This is a genomic window from Nocardioides sp. GCM10028917 (assembly GCF_042666175.1).
Lineage (GTDB): Bacteria > Actinomycetota > Actinomycetes > Propionibacteriales > Nocardioidaceae > Nocardioides.
Genome location: NZ_JBHTFL010000003.1, coordinates 708,288 through 726,566 on the forward strand (window position 1 = coordinate 708,288; position 18,279 = coordinate 726,566).

Below are 18,279 nucleotides of genomic sequence, written 5' to 3' on the forward strand. Positions count from 1 at the left end.
CTCAGGCGCCGTCCTCGGTCAGGCTCGTCACCGGCAGCCAGTCGGCTCCCAGGAGCTGGGCGAGGTCGGCGAGGCCGGTGGTGTCGCTGCCCACCGTGTCGGAGGCCGCGGCGATCCGCTCCACCATCACCTTGCCCACCTGCTCCTCGACGGTCCGTTCGGCGTACGCGATGTGCCACGGCGAGACCTGGTGGTCGCGGTGGGTGCGGCCGGTCACCTGACGCCCGGCGATGCCCGAGAAGCGGGCCTGGTGGAAGACACCGACCCGAGGCTCCGTGCTCGCACTGCGGCCGTCGGCGAGGGTCTCTCCGGCGTGCAGGCTGATCGAGGCGACCGTGGTGAACACGCAGACCTTCGCCGCCCCGGTCTGGAACCGAAGCCGCTCGGCCTCCGGGTCGAACCGGTGACGGCCGTAGATCGTGGCGACCTCGATGCCCGAGTCGCGCAGCCGGTCGGCGATCGGGTCGGCGGCGGTCGCAACGAACTCGACCGAGCACGCGACCTGTCGTTCGGCCTCGACCTGCTGGGCGATCCAGGCGACCGTCGAGTCGACGCGGATGAGCCCGGCCTTCTGCCGGAAGCGCAGGAGCGCGGCTCGACCCTTGGCGACGTTGCGGCCGCGCCGGGCGATGTCCATCTCGCGACAGAACTCTCCCCACTCGGCCTCGTACGCCGCTCGCTCGGCCGGCGTGAGCGCCACGGGCATGCCGGAGATCGGCACCGGTCCCCAGGGGGCGGCACGGTGCAGCATCGCCGGAGGCCGCTCCTCGTCGAGCCAGCCGCGCACGAGCTTGAGGTCCGCGGCGCGCCGCGCCGGATCGGTGGTCCACGTCGCGCCGTAGCGTCCCCGCTCCACCCCGACGCCGTGGCGCTCGAGCGCAGTGGCGAACATGTCCCCCGGTTGCGTCGCCGAGGTCCACTCCCGCATCGACTCGCCCAGCACCTGCGCGTACGCCGGAGCGAGGTACGGCAGCTCGAGCGGCGTGTGTCCGGGCGTCGCGGTGGTCGCGATGACGAACGGCGCCTCGTCGTGCGCCCGCCCGTGCCCGGAGATCCGCGCCCAGAGCTTCCACCGCTTCGTCGTCGTACGTCGCAGGGCGTGCGCCTCGTCCGCGATGATCACGTCCCACGTGTGGTCCTTGACCTTCTCGAGCCGGTCCCACGTGATCACGACCCACTCCAGGCCCCCGTCCCCCAGCGCCGTGATCGTGCGGCACCAGTGGCCGATCGTGATCGCGGCGGGCCGGTCGGCCACCACGAGCACCCGGCGGGCGCCTCGGAGGTCGCCCACCGCTGCCGCCCCGAGGACCGCGGAGATCGTCTTGCCCACGCCGGGCTCGTCGGCGAGCAGGAACTGCCGTCCCCCCGCTTCGGCGCGCGCCGCGATCGCATCGGCTGCCTCGAACTGGATCCTCCTCGGCTCCAGGTCATCGGTCGGCTCGGGGCTGGGCGTCGGACGGTCGGGATTGAGGGTGTTCTCGATGAACCGACCCAGCGTGTAGGGGCCCGGAGAGTAGGGCGCGAGGTGCGCGGGCAGGTCGCGCCCCACGTAGAGGTGGGTCCTGACGGCCCGGTGCCAGGTGGCACCGTCGACCTGGGTCCCGTACGGGACGTCCAGCACCCACAGCCGCTCGCCCGGCCCGGTGACCGGCAACGGCCGTTGCTGCTGTCGGGTGCCGCTCCGGCGCGCGGATGCGCTGCGTCGACGAGCACTGGATCGACGCGAGCTGGCCACCCCCGGACGGTACCGGGGCATCAGCTACGAACGGGTGCGGCTCGCGTGGTGCTCGCGGTACGGCTGGTACAGCCGCCGCAGGAACAGCTCGAGCTCCGACGCGAGCTCCTCGTCCAATGACGGGAAGGAGAAGGTCGCCTTGCCGGTGCGGCGGGACCGGAGCTCCTCGGAGGATCCCTCGAGTGCCTCGGGCCACGTGTCCACGGCGATCGCGTAGAGGCTGACCTTGTGGGCGCTCCGCTTCACTGCTGCGAAGTAGTCGTGACTGCCGGACCCGGGCCAGCGCAGCGACGGCATGCCGTAGATGGTCGCGTCCTCGAGCTCGTCCCGGTAGGGGGCGAGGAGCGCCCAGATCCGAGCTTCGACAGCGTCGAGGTCCGCCATCTGGCGAGTGTAGGAGTCGCAGGGGTCGTCGGGCGATCCTCAGGAGCGGCGAAGCACGGCCAGCACGGTCGCCTCGCCGGTGTTGTCGATGCTGCCGGTGAGGTGCGCGCCGCTGCCCAGCGGGGCACCGACGACGCGGGCGACGACGATCTCGAGCTCACCCGCGGTGACGACCGTGACGGCGGCCTCGTCGGACACCCGGTCGATGCTGCTGACCCGAGGGGCTGGGTCGTCGCTGCCGCTGCCGCGCACCTGCAGCCGGGGAGGTATGTCGACGCGCCGGCCGTCCTGCTCGATGAACATCTGGGCCTGCCGGCCACCTGTCGAGATCGTGTCGACCAGCGTGGCGGCCCACACCGGGTCGCCGCACCCGTCGTACACCCAGCGCTGGCCGAGCACCGAGTGGTCCGTGGTGCCGACGAGGTATGCCTCGGCACCGTCGAGGGGCGCGGACCGGTAGGTGAGCGGCGTCTGGAGGACGGTGCCGTCGTCAGTGCGCCAGAGGATCGTCTCGACGCCCACCTCGCCACCGGGGTCGTCGAAGCGGTACTCCGCGACCTTGCCGGCGACCTGCCGCCCCTCGGCCCACGAGCGGCTCGGGAGCCACGCCTCGACGAGCTCCTGCTTGGTGGGCGACAGGCTGGCCGTGTGGTGGACGATTCCCATGCCGGGAGCCTAGGCCTGCAGCGCTATCCGCCGCCGCCGTCTCCGCCGGCCCCTCCGCCGGCGGCCTGACTGCCGGTCCTGGTCGCCTTCACGGGGCCGCGAAGAGCGTTCTCGATGACCAGGCCGATCCCCAGGACGACGAGAACGACGACGAGGTAGGTCATCTCGCTCGCCTCGACGGCCGCGGTGCGCCACGAGGCGTCAGGTTGACTGGCATGGGGACCCCCAGGATGTCGAGGGACCACAGTCTGCCACCGCTTGCGCTCCAGCACGAGCGTGCCGGCGCCGAGCCTCGAGCACGACCCATGGGTGGAGCGGTTCGATGCGTGGGGTGGGAGGGTTGATCGTCGACGACCAGGTGGGCATGCTCTCGGACGGCGGTCAACGGCAGTGAAGGGGTGCAGCAGATGGAGCCAACGCCTTCTGGAGCAGCGGCGCCCCTCGCTCCTGTTCCGGCGATCGTCCCCGAGCTGCCAGACCTACCGGTTCCGCGCGCGGCGGACGAGCGAATGGTGCTCGACGGCGTCACCTACGCCCGTCCGACCGGCTTCCGCCCGCTCCTCATGGACGTGCACCTGCCCCGCGAAGGTGGCGCACCGGTGCCGTGCGTCGTCTGGATCCACGGAGGCGCGTGGCGGGAGGGTGATCGACGATTCCCACCGGGGAACTGGGGACACGACGACCAGTGGTTCCGGCTGTTGGTCTCGTCGGGGATGGCGGTGGCGACCATCGACTACCGCCTGTCGGGCGAGGCGCACCATCCCGCGCAGCTCGCAGACGCCCAGGCCGCGCTCCGCTTCCTCCGTGCGAATGCCGGCCCACTCCGTATCGACGCCGACCGCATCGGCGTCTCCGGTGAGTCCGCCGGAGGGCACCTCGCGGCCCTGGTCGCGCTCACCGGCCACAGCCCGGTTGCTCCGACCGACCGCAGCGTCGTGGGCCCGAGCAGCGCCGTCGCGGCCGCGGTGCCGATGTACCCCGTCACCGATCTCCTCGCGTTCGGTCCCGATGGTCCCGACGGGACCGGGGATGAGCCCTGGGCGGGGCCGTACCCGGAAGACCTCCTGCTGGGACGACGAGCGACTGAGGTGGCTGGTGCCGCCCGTGCCGCGTCCCCGATCCACCACGCGCACGGCGACGCACCGCCGATGCTGCTCCTGCACGGCGCGGAGGACACCGTCGTACCACCCGGGCACAGTGAACGTCTGGCCGCCGCCCTGGAACGTGTCGGCGCACCTGTGCGCCTCGAGCTCGTCCCGGAAGGCGGCCACTGCTTCGTGGGCGCGGACCCATCTCCCGCCCTCGAGTCCGCAGTCGCATTCCTCGCCGAGCACCTGGGCGCTTGACGAGGCCCCCGTGCAGCGACCGTCATCGGCCGACCCGGCGCCTCGGGCTACTTCCTGCCGTTCCCGCCCAGGTCGAGGCAGACCTCGCCGGACACCGTCTCCACGAAGCTGCCGGCTGGGTCCTGCAGGTCCTGCACTCCCACAAGGGTGAGCGCGCCGGTCGCCCCGTCGAGCTTGCCGGTCGCCCCACTCACGTCGCCCGAGGCCCGGAACTCGCCGGTCGTCAGGTCGAGCGTGCCGTCGAGGTCGACCGAGAGCGTCCCGCGATTCGTGGTGAACGTGATGTCGCCGGCGAACGCGATCCCGGTCGGCGTGGGGCCGGTCACCTGGAAGGCAGCTTCCGTCGTCCCTTGCAGCAGTCCTCCCCCACGGATCTGGGCGACGGTCCGGATCAGGCCCGGCGGGTCGCCCGGCCGCGGAGCAGCCCCCTGTCCAGCGCCCGTCGCATTGATCTGGTGGCAGGACGTCGCGGCCGTTGCCTGCCCGGCCTGGACCAGCATCAGCAGGGGCAGCAGCACGGCCAGGACAACAATTCGGCGCATGGGTTTCGCCTCTCCAGCGCTGGCGAGGACGTCCTCGCCGGCTCGATCCAACCTAGCGAGGCGGCGGGAGGTGTCAAGGTTCCCGACAGGGCGGCAGCCGGGGTGGCATCGCCATCAGACAGGCGCACGTCCTGTCGATCGGGATCGGTAAGTGGTAACTTACGCGTTCATGATGGCTCACCAGTCGGATGCGTGGTCCCTCCTCGCTGACCCCAGCCGCCGCTCGATCATCGAGCGCCTCTCCCTGGCGCCGTGCACTGTGGCCGACCTGGCCGACGTCATGCCGATCAGCCGTCCGGCGGTGAGTCAGCACCTCAAGGTGCTCAAGGACGCTGGCGTCGTCCGGGACGCTGCCCGGGGCAGGCACCGCGTCTACAGCCTCGACGCCCAACGCCTGGCGCGGTACCGCGGGCAGCTGGACGAGTTCTGGTCCGGGGCACTCGACAACCTGGGCGCGTCGGCGGCGGCACCAGAGCCTGAGAGGGAGATCGGATGACAGTGGAGAGCGACGGCTCGGTCCGTCACGAACGAGTGATCGACGTACCCCAAGCGCAGGCGTTCGCGCTCTTCACCGAGCTCGACCGCTTCAAGCCACGCGAGCACAACATGCTCGCCGTCCCCATCGAGCAGACCGTCATGGAGCAACGCGCCGGCGGTGCGATCTACGACCGAGGCGTCGACGGCACCACGTGCCAGTGGGGCCGAGTCGTGGCCTTCGACCCGCCCGACCGGCTGGTGTTCACCTGGAACATCGGACCGGACTGGCACGTCACCTCAGACCCCGCCCGCACCAGCGAAGTCGACGTCACCTTCACTCCCGAACCAGACCAGCGAACGCGCGTGACACTGGTGCACCGCCACATCGACCGACACGGCGACGGCTGGGAGTCCCTCCGCGCCGGACTGGACGCCCCCGATGGCTGGCCGACCTACCTCGACCGCTACACCGCACTGGCCGAGACCCCGGGAGGCACTCCATGACCGAGGTGGACCTGATGAGGCTGGCCGAGGAAGAACGTGCCGACCTTGCAGCCCTCCTCCGTACGCTCAGCCCCACCCAATGGGAGACGCGCTCGCTCTGTCCTGACTGGACGGTGCGCGACGTGGCAGTCCACATCGTCAGCTACGACGAGCTCAGCACACCCGGGATCGTCGCGACGTTCCTGCGCGGCGGACTGCGCGTCCGGACCGTCAACGACGTCGCACTGACCCGGTACCGCGACCTCACCGCCGCCGACATCATCGACCTCGTCGAACGGCACCAACGGCCACGCGGCCTCACCTCCGGCTTCAAGGGCGGGATCGCCCTGACCGACGGGACCATCCACCAACAAGACATCCGCCGACCCCTGGGGCTCGCTCGCGAGATACCCGAGCACCGCCTCGTCCCGGTCCTCGACTTCTCCCTCGGCGCCCCCACCCTCCCCTCGAAGCGCAACTCCAAGGGCCTGCGCCTCACCGCCACAGACCTCTCCTGGTCCCGCGGAGACGGACCAGAGGTCAGCGGCCCTGGCGAGGCCCTCCTGATGGCGGTCGCCGGTCGTCCGGACGCGCTGGACCAGCTCACCGGGGAGGGTGCATCGGTGCTCGCTGACCGGATCACCGCCCGCAGCCGGAGATCGCAAGGCACTGGACCCACCACTCGTGAGACCTGATTGCAGAGGTCCGGATCTGGCGTGACCCGCGCACCGGGTGATGCCGGTGAACGGATGGGTGGTCAGACAGTCAGCGCTGAGGGGTGGCGTCGTGAAGCGCTCGTCAGCGTTCTGCACGAGCTCGGCGGCGATGTCGCGCAGCTTGAGGTGTCTGCCTACGCGTCGCCGGCGCGAGAATGGTTCGGATGGTTGGGTACGCCGTCGAGGTACGGGCGCTCAGGCCAGCGGAGCCAGTTGTACGGCCGGCGCCGCCACTTCTGCGTGAACGGGTGCCAGCCGGGGCCGTCCCAGCGCTGGAGCAACCCGGGCTGGTACGGCGAGGGGTAGAACCCGGGCGGTGGGACGTCACGGTCGGGCTCGCGCAGCACAGCACCGCCACGGCCCAGCCGCCACAGACCCAGGAAGGCGGAACGCGAGGTGTACCCCGCCTCGAACTCCTCACGCTCGCGGGCCCCGAGGCGCCACATCATCCAGAACGCGCCAGCGCTACCGACCGCCACCATGGCCGCGTACAAAGGCCCCGGCGTGTTGTCCGGGAGCACGAGCACCAACAGGATGGTGCCGAAGAACAGGCCGATGCCCGTGAGCAGCATCGCGTGGGCGGGCAGGCCGGGCAGCCGCTCTGGCGGAGTCGCCGGTGCAGGGGGTGGCAGCAGGCCGAGCCGCTGCGCGGCCAGGTAGCCGGGCGCCGTCTGCGGCGGGTGCTTGGCCTTCGCGCCGTAGACCTCCCACCCCCGAACATGTTGCGCCTCTCCATCGGGCAGCGGCGGAAGCACCGGCTGGGTCCAGTCGAGGACGGACGTGTCACCAGCGCCGCGGAACACCCTCACGCGCACACCTGAAGCCTCTGAACCAAGGCGCCTGCGACGCTCGCCCGCGCCTCATCCGGGCTCGGACAGATGGACCCCCGTTGCATCTGACCACCCTAGGTGTCGTGGTTCAGGAGATTGTTGACGACATCCGGATCTGAAGGGACGAGTGAGCTCATGCCGGTGTACGCGCCTCGAATGCGCGCATCTACGGTGAGCGCATGAGTGCTGTGGAGCGCCAACTCACCGTCGCGGAGGCTACGAGGCCGCCTATCGCTCTGTCTGGCAGTACGCGGAGCGAGAGCCGAGCAACGAGGCGCTACAACTTCTCTTGGTGAGCATGGAGCCGACAGACGATGCCCAGCGGACGGGCCGCGGACACGGACTCCTCATTGGACGACGCTTTTACGCGCGGACTAGCCCTGATGGGCAATGGCCGGGTTGTCCGGCAGAGTGCCAAGGAGGTCGCTCGGTCAGGTACGGCGAACCCGCGTCGCTCCAGATGCCCCCGGCTGATGGAGGAATCATGCGCACGACGATTCGACGACTCGCGATGTTCGGCATGCTGATGGGCGGGCTGCTGGGGACAGGACTGATGGCCCCGGCGAGTGCGGCCGGGACGACGCAGATCGGTGGTGACGCGGGCTACGACACGACCGTGTGCGACTCGCCGCCCGCAGGTTTCACCAGCTATCCGGGGCTGCGGCTGACCGGGTCGCTGGAGGGCTGCCTGTACACCGGGGTGGTGGACACCAAGTTCACGCCGTCCGGGGGCTGGATCGAGAGCGGTCATGAGATGTTCGTCGGGTCGCTGAACGGCGGCGCGACGGGGACCTTCACCACCAACTACCGGTTCCAGGGCAAGTACGAGGCTGACTTCACCGTCGAGATCCACGGACGGTGCCAGCACCCGATCGCTGCAGGCTCCGGGACCGGCGGCTTCGAGGGAGCGACCGGACGGCTCGACTTCAAGGACATCATCGGCGACACGGTTACCTACGTGTATCGCGGACACATCGAGGTCGGCTGACCGCTGTCGGCCCCCGGTCCACGCGGACAGGACGTCCGGGCCAAGGAATTCACGGCGACGAGCCGGTGCACCGGCAGCGCCCGCCGGCCGTGCGGTTGTTGAGAGACTGTCCCGGTGCCGGAGGACAGAGCCGCAGAGATCGCCCTGAACCGGAGGCTCTGGGCAATCGTGAACGAGCGCTACACCGACGCCGCGGCCGAGGGCATGTGGCGCCGGCCGGAGATGACGTGGGGGCTGTTCTCCGTCCCCGAGTCCCAGCTGGGTGTCCTCGGTGACGTCCGAGGCCTGGACGTGCTCGACCTTGCCTGCGGGACCGGTTACGTCTCGGCGTGGCTCGCACGCTCAGGTGCGCGGCCGGTTGCGGTGGACTTCTCCGGTGAGCAGCTCGGCACGGCACGACAGCTCCAGGCGCGGCTCGGTACAGGCTTCCCGCTGGTGCAGGGGGACGCGGAGCGGGTCCCGCTGGCCAGCGGGCAGTTCGACCTCATCGTCAGCGAGCACGGCGCGGCGGCCTGGTGCGACCCGGAGCGCTGGCTGCCCGAGGCCGCCCGGCTGCTGCGCCCCGGCGGCCGCTTGGCCTTCCTCACCAACAGCAACCTGTCGACGCTGTGCGTCCCGGCTGAGGGCGGCGTGGCGCAGGATCGGCTGCTGCGCGGGCAGCGCGAGGTCCACCGCGTTCAGTGGCCGGGCGGCGGATTCGAGTTCCATCCTTCACATGGCGAGTGGATCCGGCAGCTGCGCCGGTCCGGCTTTGTCGTGGAGGCGATGCACGAGCTGTACGCGCCGGCCGACGGCCTCGACCACCCCTTCTACGAGATCGTGTCCCCACAGTGGGCGGCAGCGTGGCCGGCGGAGGAACTCTGGGTGGCGGCACTCGCAGCCGGCGCAGACCGATGATCGGACGAGCGTCGCAGGCTGGTCGTCGACCGAGACGACTGCGCGCGGTCCTCGTCGTCGCGCGTCCGTTGGCCGGGCAGCCTGCAACTACTGGCGACCCGGGCGCATCCCACTACATGACGGACGACGAGCTCACTTCGTATCGTCGCTCATGTCGGCACCCGGTAGTTCAGCCCACGAGGAGATGGCCATGCTTCGACGCTCGACCACAGCTGCTGTCACCGCGATCGTCACCGGGGTGCTGCTGAGCGCACCATCAGCGGCCGCTTCGGCGGCTGCCGAGACCTGCCAGGGTCGACCCGCGACGATCGTCGGAACCGGCCCGCCCATCCAGGGGACCGAGGGTGACGACGTCATCGTCACCGGAGCCTCAGCAACCACGTACGCAGGAGCGGGCGACGACCTGATCTGCGTGTCGTCCGACGTCCTTGGCGGGATCTATGTGCTCGCTGGTGAGGGCGATGACGTCGTCGACGCCTCACGTCGAGCTGCGTCGTCGACGTCATTGACCAAGGCCAACCTGGGCAACGGGCTCGACCACTACATCGGCAGCTCCGCCCACGACGAGGTGGACGCGCACGGTGTCGATGACGACGTGGTGAGCGCAGACCAGGTCCAACTTGATGTGTCCGGTCCTGTGACGGCCCCCCTCGGCACGTACGCCAGCACGGCCTGGGCGGGTGCTGACACGACCGTGCAGGGTTCGATCATCACGGTGTGGAGCGCCGACCAAGGCGTGGAGATCGACCTGGCCGGACACCTGGCGGTGGCCGGGGTGAAGGCGGCTGACATCGCTGGCTTCAGCATCGTGAGCGTCGTTGCTCCCCTCGCGATCGTCCGTGGCAACGCCGAGGACAACATGCTGCGGGCCTCGGGATGCCATGTGACCATCGTCGGGAAGGGCGGTGACGACTACCTCGACGGATACGTGGGCGAGGACGCGCCGAGCTTCGAATGTCTGAGTGAGACCAGCGAGACGACGATGCGTGGCGGGTCGGGTGACGACGAGATGATCGGGCCCTTCGATGCTGTCGGGGGGCCGAAGGCCGCAGGACGTTACCGACTGATCGGGAACGCCGGCAGCGACAAGCTGCGGGGTGGCTTCTTGGCCGATGTGCTGCTCGGTGGCAGGGGCCATGACGAGCTGTCCGCAGGTGGGGGTTCGGACGTGCTTCGCGGCAACCAGGGGCGGGACATGTTGCGCGGCGACTCGGGACGAGACGTCCTCCTCGGCAACCGTGGGCGTGACCACGCCGACGGAGGCTCGGGACGGGATGGGTGTGTCGCCGAGCGAGAGCGCCGCTGCGAACGCTGAGCCTTCACAGACTGGCTCGCTCTCTTCGGCAGCTCTGCGGGCATCGCCCAGGCCTGGACGTCTGCTAGGACCGCACGAGGGTGTCCTCGACGTGCACCTCGGGGAACACCCGCACGCGCAATCGCCCTGAGTACGCCGGGGAGCCGTACTCGATCAAGATCTCTGCCATGGCCGCGGTGCCAGCAACAGTGACCAGGGTCGCCATCTCGCGGAAGAGGTCCGTCACAGTGGCTTCGGCTCGGCGGTGTCGCACACGCACACTGCTGTCGGTGACGTCCCACGTCACATGGACGGCCTCACTGTCCGTGACGGGGTAGATCAGCTCACGGACGAGCTCCTCCCCCGAACGTGCCTCGGCGGCTGGCACCACACCGAGGGCCGTCCACCACGCCTCGTCGTCCGCAACACGTAGTGAGGTCACGCGATGAGCCTAGTGACCGCATCCCTGCAGATCCGCTCGACCGGCTCTGCGGATGTGCGTACGGCGAGGGCTACGGGGTCAAGGCACCTGACAAGAGCCCGCGCGCTTGTAGGTCAGATACGTGGACGTGGGGATCCGCACGATGCCACAGCAACCTCAGAAGCGTCTCCGCCTTGTCTCGAAGCACAATCGACTCGCCGTCGCCGTCGCCGTCGCCGCCAATGACGGCGTCGCCGGAGACGTCCGAACCAACCACGCGGACGGCACGTGACAGGGGCTGAACGCGCCCGAGTCTCACTTGCCGCGGGTAGATCACGTCCCTGACTTCGAGGACTCCATCCCAAGCCAGGGAGGGGTCCATCGGTCGAGGTTGGCCGAGCGCATTCTCGGCGTCCCACGCATGCATCACGGTCTCGTGAACCTGGCGCCTCATCCAGAACTGCGCGGTGTGGTCTCGGTCGTCGAGGGTCCACGCGGGCGCGTCCGTCGCGGTCGTGGTCAGCACCTCGACCAGGTGCGAGGCGTGTCGGCGGTACCACGCTGTCAACCCTGAGCGCCCTTCGTCGGCGGGCGGTTCCGGTCGGAGGTTGGGGTTGCCTTCGACCACCGCGTGAGTCGCCCACTGATGGACACCGCCCAGGTGCACCACAAGGTCTCGCAGTGACCAATTCGGGCAAGAAGGCACCGGTGCGTCGAGTTCGGCATCCCGAGCAACGTCACCGAATCGCTCGGTGTGCATGCGCAGTAGCGGCAACCAGTCAGGCGACTCGCTCGTCACTCATTCTCCACGTCCGCCAGCACCCCCGTCGCTCGCCGCGGCCGCGCGTCCCGACCAACTGTGGTGGCGCGACTGCGGGACAACCGCACTACTCGCCGTCGTCGCCGGTGATGGCCTGGAGGACAAGAGCGGCCTCGCGCTCGCAGTCCAGCCAGAAGCCGGCGTCGAAGACGCTGTCGGTCTCGTGCCGGGTCGCTTCGATGATCTGCACAGTCCCTACCCGTCTGTTCACCCCGCGGTGTCCTCAACTAGGAGACGTCGTCTGCCCCAACTTGTGACGCAGCTTGCGACGTTCCATCCCGCGGCGCCAGGCAGATGGCTGCCGCCCAACAGCTTCGAGATCGCTCACGTGCCAGGCGGCGCCTGGCTGGCCACGTGCACAACGGGCAAGAGCGTCGCCGGCGCAGACAACTGTGCAGGGTCTCACCGGCGCTGGACGCACCCAGGCGTCGGTGCTCAACTAGTCGCGTGCGATTCGACGTCACGACCCGCGCTTCTCCTGAGCAGGTTCGCGATGCCCTGACGGACTTCACCGATCGTCGTCTTGAGATCTGGAGCAAGACGTTGGACCGGGAAACGTACGAGTTGCGAGCACTCGGAGACACGTGGGCAGTGGCCCGTGAGAGCACCAGCGGTTCGCCGTTCTGGGTCGTCTGCCGCTACGACTGGTCCGAACCTGACGTGATCAAGTGGACGGTGGAGGAGTGCAGCTGGGGCGGATCCGGTGCCGGATTCGTGCGGACCGTCCCTTCCAACGGCGATCGGACCCTGGTGCACGCCGACTGGACGTACACCGGCGCCACCCGAACAAGGGACAAGGTCATGTTGTCCCTCATCGGGCGCTTCCCCCTCAAGCGCCTGATCGCGCGGGAGTGGGTGAAGGCTCTGGATCGCTACGCGCGGTCAGGCCTCGGCTAGTTCGCGGGGCTCGCCCGCGCGGCGCCCAACAGACTCGTGCGCTGCTGTCGTCCTTTGCTCAGCGCGTGTGGACGGTCGAAGACGACTCGTACTTCGACGCGATGACCCGCCTCCTACCAACACATGGGTCGGGGCGCATACGAGTCTGGCTAGGAGTGAGATCGCCTCACGTACGCGAGCATGGGTGGACGTAGGCGGACTTCCGGATCGCCGCGATGAGCTTGGGCATCTGCCGATGAGCGGGCGCCCCGACATACCCCTGAATGCGGCACTGGCAGTCTGGTGTTGTGTCAGCCTTCGTCCATGGAGACTGTTACGTCCGAAGGTCGACGGCTCACGGTCCGGCGCACGCACCATCGGCACGCACGCCTGCTGGAGCCACCGAAGACTGGTGGTCGTTGGACCCGGCCGTCCGAGCGGGCCGCATGGCGCGGTGGGCGGCTGTGCCGTTGTCGCTGGTTGTAGGAGGAGTCACTGTGGCCTCGGCTGTGAACTACAACGACGAGTGGAACTTCGTCGTTGGACTGGCGGCGACTGGCTTGGGGTACCTGACGCACCTCGTTCTGGCTCGGCGTCCCGGCCAGCGTCGCTAGAGATACGCATCTGCCGCGTTGAGGGCGGCTACGCTCGCCCGGAGCTGCCGCGATGCGAGCGCCTCAGCCAGCAGTGTGGTCCTCATGACGTACCTGGTGCACCACGATCACCGCACTGACTCATCTGGTCTGGCTCTGGTCCTTCGCCGAGTCCAACATCCGCTCATGCCGCGATGAGTGCGTCCGTCCGGCGCCCCGGATCGCCGGCCTTCGGCATGACAGGGAGCTCAGAAACCACCCGAGCGGTCATCGCAGAACTCCAGGTCCGACTACCAGGACAGCGAAAGCGGCTCGCCCCGACGGACTCAGAACGGGTGCTGGAGGGTTGGTCGTTCACCTCCCACTGTGAGAACGACGCGAAGACAGTGCACCCCACGGAGACCCCAGATCAGACGTGGTTTCGCCCGCAACCGCGGGGGCACGCGAGCATTGCTCCTCTCAGCGCGGATTCTCGCCCGGGTGGTCCGCGAACTTGGGACGCGCAGCGTCTCAGGCGTCGCGACCGGTCAGCGTCGCGGCAGGCTCACGGTCGCGACCAACCCTCCGCCCGCGCGCGGGTCGAGCGAGAGCGTCCCGTCGTGCGCCGCGGCGATCCGCTCGACGATCGCGAGGCCGAGGCCGACGCCACCGTGGTCGTCGTGCAGCCGTCCGGTGCCGCGTTGGAACGGCTCGGCCAGCGCCGCGACGAAGAGCCGATCGAGGTGGTCGCCGGTGTTCTCGACGACGAGGGCGACCCCGGACGAGGTGGTCCGGGTCGTGACCCAAGCGCCGCCGTCGGACGGCACGTTGTGCACGATCGCGTTGTGCAGCAGGTTCGTGGTCAGCTGGAGCAGGAGCGCACGTGAGGCCGACGTCGCGGCCGCCTCGCCCGCGGTCGTGATCGTGACGCCGCGCTGCTCGGCGAGCGGGAGCAGCACCTCGGCCGCCTCCTCCGCGAGGAGCGACAGGTCGACGGGCTCACGCTCGAAGCTGCGCTTGTCCGCCCTGCTCAACACCAGCAGCGCTTCGGTGAGGTCGATGGCCCGCGTGTTGACGGTGCGCAACCGCTCGACGAGCAGGTCGACGTCCGGGTCGGGGTCCTTCGCGGCCACGTCGAGCAAGGTCTGGGTGATCGCGAGCGGCGTCCGCAGCTCGTGCGAGGCGTTGGCCGCGAAACGCTGCTGCTCGGCGACGTGGCGCTCGAGCCGCTCGAGCATGGCGTCGAAGGCGTCGGCCAGCTCGCGGAACTCGTCGTCGCGGCCGGGCAGCCGGATGCGGTGGTCGAGCGCGCCGCTGCCGGCGGCGCGCGTCGCCGCGGTGATGCGGTCGAGCGGCGCGAGCATCCTGCCAGCGAGGACCCAGCCGCCGGCCAGCCCGACGAGGAGCAGCAGGAGCATCATCAGTGCGGCCTTGGGTGCGAAGGCGTCCCAGAGGTCGGAGCGACCCGGCATGAACGTGCTGCCGAACGCGCCGTCCGGTGCGCCGAGTCCACTCGTGGACCCGGCCTCGTCGGGCACGTAGCGCAGCAGGAAGACCCACACCACGGCCAGCAGACCAGCGCCTGCGACGAGCACGAAGCCCGCGTAGCTGAGGGTCAGCTGCAGCCGGACGCTGGGGCCCGGTGGCCTAGCCACGACGGTCGGCGTCCGAGACGTCGATGCGGTAACCCGCCCCGGGCACGGTGGCGATCACCCAGGGCTCGCCGAGGCGTTTGCGCAGCGCCGACACTGTGATGCGTACGGCGTTGGTGAACGGGTCGGCGTGCTCGTCCCAGGCCCGCTCGAGCAGTTCCTCGGCGCTCACCACCCCGCCCTCCGCTGCGACCAGGACCTCGAGCACGGCGAACTGCTTGCGGGTGAGGGCGACGTAGCGCCCGTTGCGGTGCACCTCGCGCCGGAACGGATCGACGCGCAGCCCGGCGAGCTCACGCACCGGTGGCCGGTGGTGCCCGCGCCTGCGGTCCAGGGCGCGCAGTCGGAGGACCAGCTCCTGCAGCTCGAACGGCTTGGTGAGGTAGTCGTCGGCGCCGAGCTCGAAGCCGGACGCCTTGTCGTCGAGCCGGTCGGCGGCCGTCAGCATGAGGATCGGCAGGCCCGAGCCGGACGCGACGATCTTCGCGGCGACCTCGTCGCCGGAGGGCCCCGGGATGTCGCGGTCGAGGACGGCGATGTCGTAGGAGTTCACCGTGAGCAGCTCGAGTGCGGAATCGCCGTCACCGGCGACATCGGCCGCGATCGCCTCGAGCCGCAGGCCGTCGCGAATGGCGCCCGCCATCAGGGGCTCGTCCTCGACGATCAGCACGCGCATGCCCCGATGGTAGAGAGCGTCGTGTGTCGTCGGCGTATCGAAAATTGCATACGCTCCGGCAACGTCGCGGTCCCTTCACTGATCGCATGTCACGACATCTTCTCTCCGTGCTCGTCCTGGTCGCGATGCTCGCGCTCGGTTGCGCCACGACCCACGCCCCTTCGTCGCCCGTCGCGCTGGCGGCACCCGTCCCCGAAGGTCCGCCGCAGCCGCCGCCCGGTGCCTCGCGCGGTCTCGCGGACGGCATGCTGCCGGCCGGTACGACGGTGTACGACGACCACCCCGGGGTGATCCGTGTCGACCGTCGGCTCCTCGAGCAGCTCCGCGCCGCCACCGCGGACGCGTCCGCCCAAGGCGTCGCGATCGTCGTCAACAGTGGGTGGCGCTCGAAGACGTACCAGGCGTTGCTGTTCGAGGAGGCAGTCGCCGAGCGCGGCTCGGAGGCCGCGGCCGCGGCGTGGGTCGCGCGACCCGGCACGTCCGTGCACGAGGCGGGCGCGGCCGTCGACCTCGGGCCGAGCAGTGCCGTCGACTGGCTCGCGCAGCACGGCCCGGACTACGGCCTGTGCCAGGTGTACGACAACGAACCGTGGCACTTCGAGCTGGATCCCGACGCCGTCGAGTACGGCTGTCCGCCACCGTACGACGACCCGAGCGACGACCCCCGGCTGCAGATGTGATGCCGCGTCCGCCTCTCGTCCCGCAGCCCTGGTCGTCGCTCCGCTCACGGCATGATCGCGTCGACGTGTCCACCGTCGACCTGTCTCAGGCGGGAATGAGAGCCGGATGGAGGACGACCACCCCGACGCTCAGGATCCACGTCCAGGGGATGGCCGTACGGCGGCCAGCCTTGCGGGTGCGGTAGACCAAGTAGGCGATCGCCCCGATCGGATAGAAGAGCAGCACGGCTGGGGTGAACAGCCCGACCATGCGGATCCCTGCCAGTCGCAGGCGCCGTACATCCCGCATGGTCGCCAGTGTCGAGCCCGCCACGACCCCGAGAGCGACGACGAGCGTCAACGGCACGAGCGGCCGCGCATCAGTGACGAAGAACGCAACGAGCGCCGGGACCAGTAGCAGCGGTGCCAACGCGATGCCCCAAGCCCAGCCGTCAGGATCTCCGTCGCTCGGACATGCGTGCTCCCCCATGCCGGGATTATCGGCAGATCGCGGACCAGTTCGCTGCAGTTTGCTGACCCACGCCTGATAGCCGTCACACGGAACTGACACAGGTCACCCACTTCGGGCGAGGTGTGCCTGGAGGAAACGCCTGCGAAATGCTGACCGTGACTACGCCTGCTCGGCGCCCCAGCGTCCGAGCGCTTCGATCGCCTCGTGCAGGGCAAGTCCGCGATCAGTCAACGCGTACGCCCGGGTGTTGTGCCGCAGGGGCAGACGGGTGAGTACGCCGGCCGCTTCGAGCTCACGCAGTCGGGTGGCGAGCATGTTCGTCGGAGCTCCGAGGTCGCGCTGCAGATCGCCGTAGCGCTGCGGTCCGTCGAGCAGCCGCTCCACGATGAGCAGTGCCCATCGCGCTCCGAGGACGTCAAGAGCCGCGGCGAGGTCGCTCACGTGGCCGGATCGGCGTCCGGCTTCATCCAGAACGGCGAGTAGTGGTAGCCGTCGGGGTCGTCGAACTGGCGTTGGTACATGAAGGGGTAGTCGTCGGTGTCACCGATCCGCCCGCCGGCGACCTCGGCCCGCTCGGCGATCGCGTCGACTGCCTCACGACTGTCGAGGTCGAAGGAGACCGTGACCTTCGAAGGCGTGTCGGGGCCGCCGACCAGCTCGTCGACGCCGCCCACGCCTGCGTACATCTCGCGGCTGCCGAGCATGACGTACTGCTCGGGAGCGATCGCGAAGCACGACACGTTGTGGTCGGACATCTCAGGGTTGAGGGTCCAACCCAGCGCGGTGTAGAAGGCGGTCGCGCGTTCGACGCTCTCGACCGGGCAGGTGATGAAGAGGCTCATGCCGTTCATACTTGTAAAATGCAAGTGCGTTGTCAAGGTCCGGATAGCACCACGAAGGCTGGCGTTGCGTGCGCTCGAGCAAGGTCCGGCGGAACGCGGCTCCGCTGCGGTCACTCCCCCGCCTATCTGCGTCGGTGGAAGCGGTGGTCGCCGTTGGGGAGTCGGTCGGTGCGGTAGCCGGTGTCGTGGATCCGGTGGTGGTGGTGGCTGCAGAGCAGGATCGCGTTGGCGAGGTCGGTGCGGCCGCCGGTGTGCCAGGGGTCGAGGTGGTGGGCCTCGCACCAGGTGGCTGGGATGTCGCAGCCCTCGGCACGACAGGTCCGGTCACGGACGAGAAGGGCCTTGCGTTGGGTCGGGGTGAAGAGGCGTCTGGTCCGGCCGAGGTCGAGGGGGAGACTGTCTCCGCCGAGGACGACGGGCAGGATCTTCGCGGTGCAGGCCAGGCGTCGGGCCTGGGCGGCGGTGATGCGGTCACCGGTGAGGTCGTCGCCGGGGACGAGGCCGGCGCCCAGGAGGTCGGCGGTGGCAAGGTCCGCCTTCAGCGCGTCATGGGAGACGGTCACCACGAGCGTGGTGGCGTCCCCGCCGTGGATCGGGAGGCGGGTCGGGTTGAGGGACTCGAGGAGCTGGACGAACGCGTGGCCCATCCGCTTCGGGTAGGCCAGCCGCGCCACCGGGTCACCCGGCGTGGGCCCGGGGTGGGGAGTCGACGGGGCGTGCTGCTCGCGCTCGACGCGGGGGTTGGTGAACGCTTCGAGGTAGGTCGCGAACCGGGTCGCGGCGGCGTCCGGGACCCGGGAGGAGATCCGGGTGGTGCCGTCACCGAGGCGACGCATCGTCAGGCGGGTCTGCTGCTCGGCGTGGGCTTCGAGGTCGGCCAGGCGGGCGGCTTCGGCGGCCTCGGCGACCTCGGGGGCGACGACGTCGAGGA

At 69.7% G+C, this 18,279-nt stretch carries 24 protein-coding genes; 9 read left to right on the top strand and 15 right to left on the bottom strand.

Translation table 11 applies throughout. The features are described from left to right. Position 1: 1 nt before the first annotated feature. The 4 genes from ACFQW6_RS06710 to ACFQW6_RS06725 form a co-directional block, all read right to left on the bottom strand. Complete coding sequence (locus ACFQW6_RS06710; protein ID WP_378542542.1) at positions 2–1,654, bottom strand: helicase; 1,653 nt, start codon at positions 1,652–1,654, stop codon at positions 2–4. A gap of 105 nt (positions 1,655–1,759) precedes the next feature. After that, positions 1,760–2,119, bottom strand: coding sequence for a hypothetical protein (locus ACFQW6_RS06715; RefSeq protein WP_378542544.1), 360 nt, complete (start codon positions 2,117–2,119; stop codon positions 1,760–1,762). Between the two features lie 39 nt (positions 2,120–2,158). Beyond that, a complete protein-coding gene (locus ACFQW6_RS06720; protein WP_378542546.1) occupies positions 2,159–2,785 on the bottom strand; it encodes a hypothetical protein in 627 nt (208 codons plus the stop codon). Between the two features lie 23 nt (positions 2,786–2,808). After that, on the bottom strand, positions 2,809–2,949 hold the full coding sequence (locus ACFQW6_RS06725; protein ID WP_378542548.1) for a hypothetical protein: 141 nt from the start codon (positions 2,947–2,949) through the stop codon (positions 2,809–2,811). Between the two features lie 348 nt (positions 2,950–3,297). On the opposite strand from ACFQW6_RS06725, the gene ACFQW6_RS06730 reads away from it, so the two are divergent. After that, positions 3,298–4,131 carry an alpha/beta hydrolase fold domain-containing protein gene (locus ACFQW6_RS06730; protein WP_378542550.1) on the top strand — a complete coding sequence of 278 codons (834 nt, stop codon included), beginning with the start codon at positions 3,298–3,300 and terminating at the stop codon, positions 4,129–4,131. A gap of 47 nt (positions 4,132–4,178) precedes the next feature. Here the strand turns inward: ACFQW6_RS06730 and ACFQW6_RS06735 are convergent, their stop codons facing one another. After that, entirely contained in the window at positions 4,179–4,673 is a 495-nt protein-coding gene (locus ACFQW6_RS06735) for a hypothetical protein (RefSeq protein ID WP_378542552.1), read from the bottom strand. Between the two features lie 172 nt (positions 4,674–4,845). Here ACFQW6_RS06735 and ACFQW6_RS06740 point away from each other — a divergent pair, with 172 nt between their 5' ends. From ACFQW6_RS06740 to ACFQW6_RS06750, 3 genes are read left to right on the top strand one after another with little or no spacing between them, the layout of a single operon-like run. Then, positions 4,846–5,169, top strand: coding sequence for an ArsR/SmtB family transcription factor (locus tag ACFQW6_RS06740; protein WP_378542554.1), 324 nt, complete (start codon positions 4,846–4,848; stop codon positions 5,167–5,169). Continuing rightward, on the top strand, positions 5,166–5,654 hold the full coding sequence (locus tag ACFQW6_RS06745) for an SRPBCC family protein (protein ID WP_378542556.1): 489 nt from the start codon (positions 5,166–5,168) through the stop codon (positions 5,652–5,654). Before ACFQW6_RS06740 ends, ACFQW6_RS06745 begins: the two co-directional genes overlap by 4 nt. After that, entirely contained in the window at positions 5,651–6,328 is a 678-nt protein-coding gene (locus ACFQW6_RS06750) for a maleylpyruvate isomerase family mycothiol-dependent enzyme (protein ID WP_378542558.1), read from the top strand. Before ACFQW6_RS06745 ends, ACFQW6_RS06750 begins: the two co-directional genes overlap by 4 nt. Positions 6,329–6,483: 155 nt before the next feature. Here ACFQW6_RS06750 and ACFQW6_RS06755 read toward each other — a convergent pair whose 3' ends face one another. Further along, on the bottom strand, positions 6,484–7,158 hold the full coding sequence (locus ACFQW6_RS06755; RefSeq protein ID WP_378542560.1) for a hypothetical protein: 675 nt from the start codon (positions 7,156–7,158) through the stop codon (positions 6,484–6,486). 505 nt (positions 7,159–7,663) lie between these two features. Here ACFQW6_RS06755 and ACFQW6_RS06760 point away from each other — a divergent pair. The 3 genes from ACFQW6_RS06760 (at position 7,664) to ACFQW6_RS06770 (ending at position 10,379) form a co-directional block, all read left to right on the top strand. Further along, the gene (locus ACFQW6_RS06760; protein ID WP_378542562.1) at positions 7,664–8,167 is read left to right on the top strand and encodes a hypothetical protein; all 504 of its coding nucleotides are present in this window, start codon (positions 7,664–7,666) and stop codon (positions 8,165–8,167) included. A gap of 168 nt (positions 8,168–8,335) precedes the next feature. Continuing rightward, a complete protein-coding gene (locus ACFQW6_RS06765) occupies positions 8,336–9,064 on the top strand; it encodes a class I SAM-dependent methyltransferase (RefSeq protein WP_378542564.1) in 729 nt (242 codons plus the stop codon). A gap of 190 nt (positions 9,065–9,254) precedes the next feature. Then, positions 9,255–10,379, top strand: coding sequence for a calcium-binding protein (locus ACFQW6_RS06770; RefSeq protein ID WP_378542566.1), 1,125 nt, complete (start codon positions 9,255–9,257; stop codon positions 10,377–10,379). Positions 10,380–10,443: 64 nt separating this feature from the next. Here ACFQW6_RS06770 and ACFQW6_RS06775 read toward each other — a convergent pair whose 3' ends face one another. From ACFQW6_RS06775 to ACFQW6_RS06785, 3 genes are all read right to left on the bottom strand, one after another. Then, positions 10,444–10,800 (bottom strand): hypothetical protein, encoded by a 357-nt coding sequence (locus ACFQW6_RS06775; protein ID WP_378542568.1) that lies wholly within the window; start codon positions 10,798–10,800, stop codon positions 10,444–10,446. A 70-nt stretch (positions 10,801–10,870) separates the two neighbouring features. Then, entirely contained in the window at positions 10,871–11,539 is a 669-nt protein-coding gene (locus tag ACFQW6_RS06780) for a maleylpyruvate isomerase family mycothiol-dependent enzyme (RefSeq protein WP_378542570.1), read from the bottom strand. A 127-nt stretch (positions 11,540–11,666) separates the two neighbouring features. Continuing rightward, positions 11,667–11,789 (bottom strand): hypothetical protein, encoded by a 123-nt coding sequence (locus ACFQW6_RS06785; protein ID WP_378542572.1) that lies wholly within the window; start codon positions 11,787–11,789, stop codon positions 11,667–11,669. A gap of 257 nt (positions 11,790–12,046) precedes the next feature. Here ACFQW6_RS06785 and ACFQW6_RS06790 point away from each other — a divergent pair, with 257 nt between their 5' ends. Beyond that, complete coding sequence (locus tag ACFQW6_RS06790; RefSeq protein WP_378542574.1) at positions 12,047–12,496, top strand: hypothetical protein; 450 nt, start codon at positions 12,047–12,049, stop codon at positions 12,494–12,496. A 1,099-nt stretch (positions 12,497–13,595) separates the two neighbouring features. Here the strand turns inward: ACFQW6_RS06790 and ACFQW6_RS06795 are convergent. After that, positions 13,596–14,702: a sensor histidine kinase gene (locus ACFQW6_RS06795; protein WP_378542576.1), complete on the bottom strand. Its 1,107-nt coding sequence runs from the start codon at positions 14,700–14,702 to the stop codon at positions 13,596–13,598. Then, a complete protein-coding gene (locus tag ACFQW6_RS06800) occupies positions 14,695–15,375 on the bottom strand; it encodes a response regulator transcription factor (RefSeq protein ID WP_378542578.1) in 681 nt (226 codons plus the stop codon). Before ACFQW6_RS06800 ends, ACFQW6_RS06795 begins: the two co-directional genes overlap by 8 nt. Positions 15,376–15,461: 86 nt before the next feature. Here ACFQW6_RS06800 and ACFQW6_RS06805 point away from each other — a divergent pair, with 86 nt between their 5' ends. Beyond that, positions 15,462–16,055 (top strand): D-alanyl-D-alanine carboxypeptidase family protein, encoded by a 594-nt coding sequence (locus tag ACFQW6_RS06805; RefSeq protein ID WP_378542580.1) that lies wholly within the window; start codon positions 15,462–15,464, stop codon positions 16,053–16,055. Between the two features lie 85 nt (positions 16,056–16,140). Here the strand turns inward: ACFQW6_RS06805 and ACFQW6_RS06810 are convergent, their stop codons facing one another. The 4 genes from ACFQW6_RS06810 to ACFQW6_RS06825 all read right to left on the bottom strand — a co-directional run. Next, complete coding sequence (locus ACFQW6_RS06810; RefSeq protein ID WP_378542582.1) at positions 16,141–16,524, bottom strand: hypothetical protein; 384 nt, start codon at positions 16,522–16,524, stop codon at positions 16,141–16,143. 141 nt (positions 16,525–16,665) lie between these two features. Continuing rightward, the gene (locus ACFQW6_RS06815) at positions 16,666–16,947 is read right to left on the bottom strand and encodes a winged helix-turn-helix transcriptional regulator (protein WP_378542584.1); all 282 of its coding nucleotides are present in this window, start codon (positions 16,945–16,947) and stop codon (positions 16,666–16,668) included. Then, on the bottom strand, positions 16,944–17,348 hold the full coding sequence (locus ACFQW6_RS06820) for a VOC family protein (RefSeq protein WP_378542585.1): 405 nt from the start codon (positions 17,346–17,348) through the stop codon (positions 16,944–16,946). The genes ACFQW6_RS06815 and ACFQW6_RS06820 overlap by 4 nt, the downstream gene beginning before the upstream one ends. Positions 17,349–17,470: 122 nt before the next feature. Next, on the bottom strand, positions 17,471–18,279 hold an 809-nt coding region (locus ACFQW6_RS06825; protein WP_378542587.1), incomplete at its 5' end, for a DUF222 domain-containing protein.

Coding starts and splice junctions, on each gene's coding strand:
- ACFQW6_RS06770 (WP_378542566.1), top strand. CDS start 9,255: ATGCTTCGACGCTCGACCACAGCTGCTGTCACCGCGATCGTCACCGGG.
- ACFQW6_RS06725 (WP_378542548.1), bottom strand. CDS start 2,949: ATGACCTACCTCGTCGTCGTTCTCGTCGTCCTGGGGATCGGCCTGGTC.
- ACFQW6_RS06780 (WP_378542570.1), bottom strand. CDS start 11,539: ATGCACACCGAGCGATTCGGTGACGTTGCTCGGGATGCCGAACTCGAC.
- ACFQW6_RS06805 (WP_378542580.1), top strand. CDS start 15,462: ATGTCACGACATCTTCTCTCCGTGCTCGTCCTGGTCGCGATGCTCGCG.
- ACFQW6_RS06800 (WP_378542578.1), bottom strand. CDS start 15,375: ATGCGCGTGCTGATCGTCGAGGACGAGCCCCTGATGGCGGGCGCCATT.
- ACFQW6_RS06715 (WP_378542544.1), bottom strand. CDS start 2,119: ATGGCGGACCTCGACGCTGTCGAAGCTCGGATCTGGGCGCTCCTCGCC.
- ACFQW6_RS06820 (WP_378542585.1), bottom strand. CDS start 17,348: ATGAGCCTCTTCATCACCTGCCCGGTCGAGAGCGTCGAACGCGCGACC.
- ACFQW6_RS06745 (WP_378542556.1), top strand. CDS start 5,166: ATGACAGTGGAGAGCGACGGCTCGGTCCGTCACGAACGAGTGATCGAC.
- ACFQW6_RS06735 (WP_378542552.1), bottom strand. CDS start 4,673: ATGCGCCGAATTGTTGTCCTGGCCGTGCTGCTGCCCCTGCTGATGCTG.
- ACFQW6_RS06740 (WP_378542554.1), top strand. CDS start 4,846: ATGGCTCACCAGTCGGATGCGTGGTCCCTCCTCGCTGACCCCAGCCGC.
- ACFQW6_RS06760 (WP_378542562.1), top strand. CDS start 7,664: ATGCGCACGACGATTCGACGACTCGCGATGTTCGGCATGCTGATGGGC.
- ACFQW6_RS06720 (WP_378542546.1), bottom strand. CDS start 2,785: ATGGGAATCGTCCACCACACGGCCAGCCTGTCGCCCACCAAGCAGGAG.
- ACFQW6_RS06750 (WP_378542558.1), top strand. CDS start 5,651: ATGACCGAGGTGGACCTGATGAGGCTGGCCGAGGAAGAACGTGCCGAC.
- ACFQW6_RS06810 (WP_378542582.1), bottom strand. CDS start 16,524: ATGGGGGAGCACGCATGTCCGAGCGACGGAGATCCTGACGGCTGGGCT.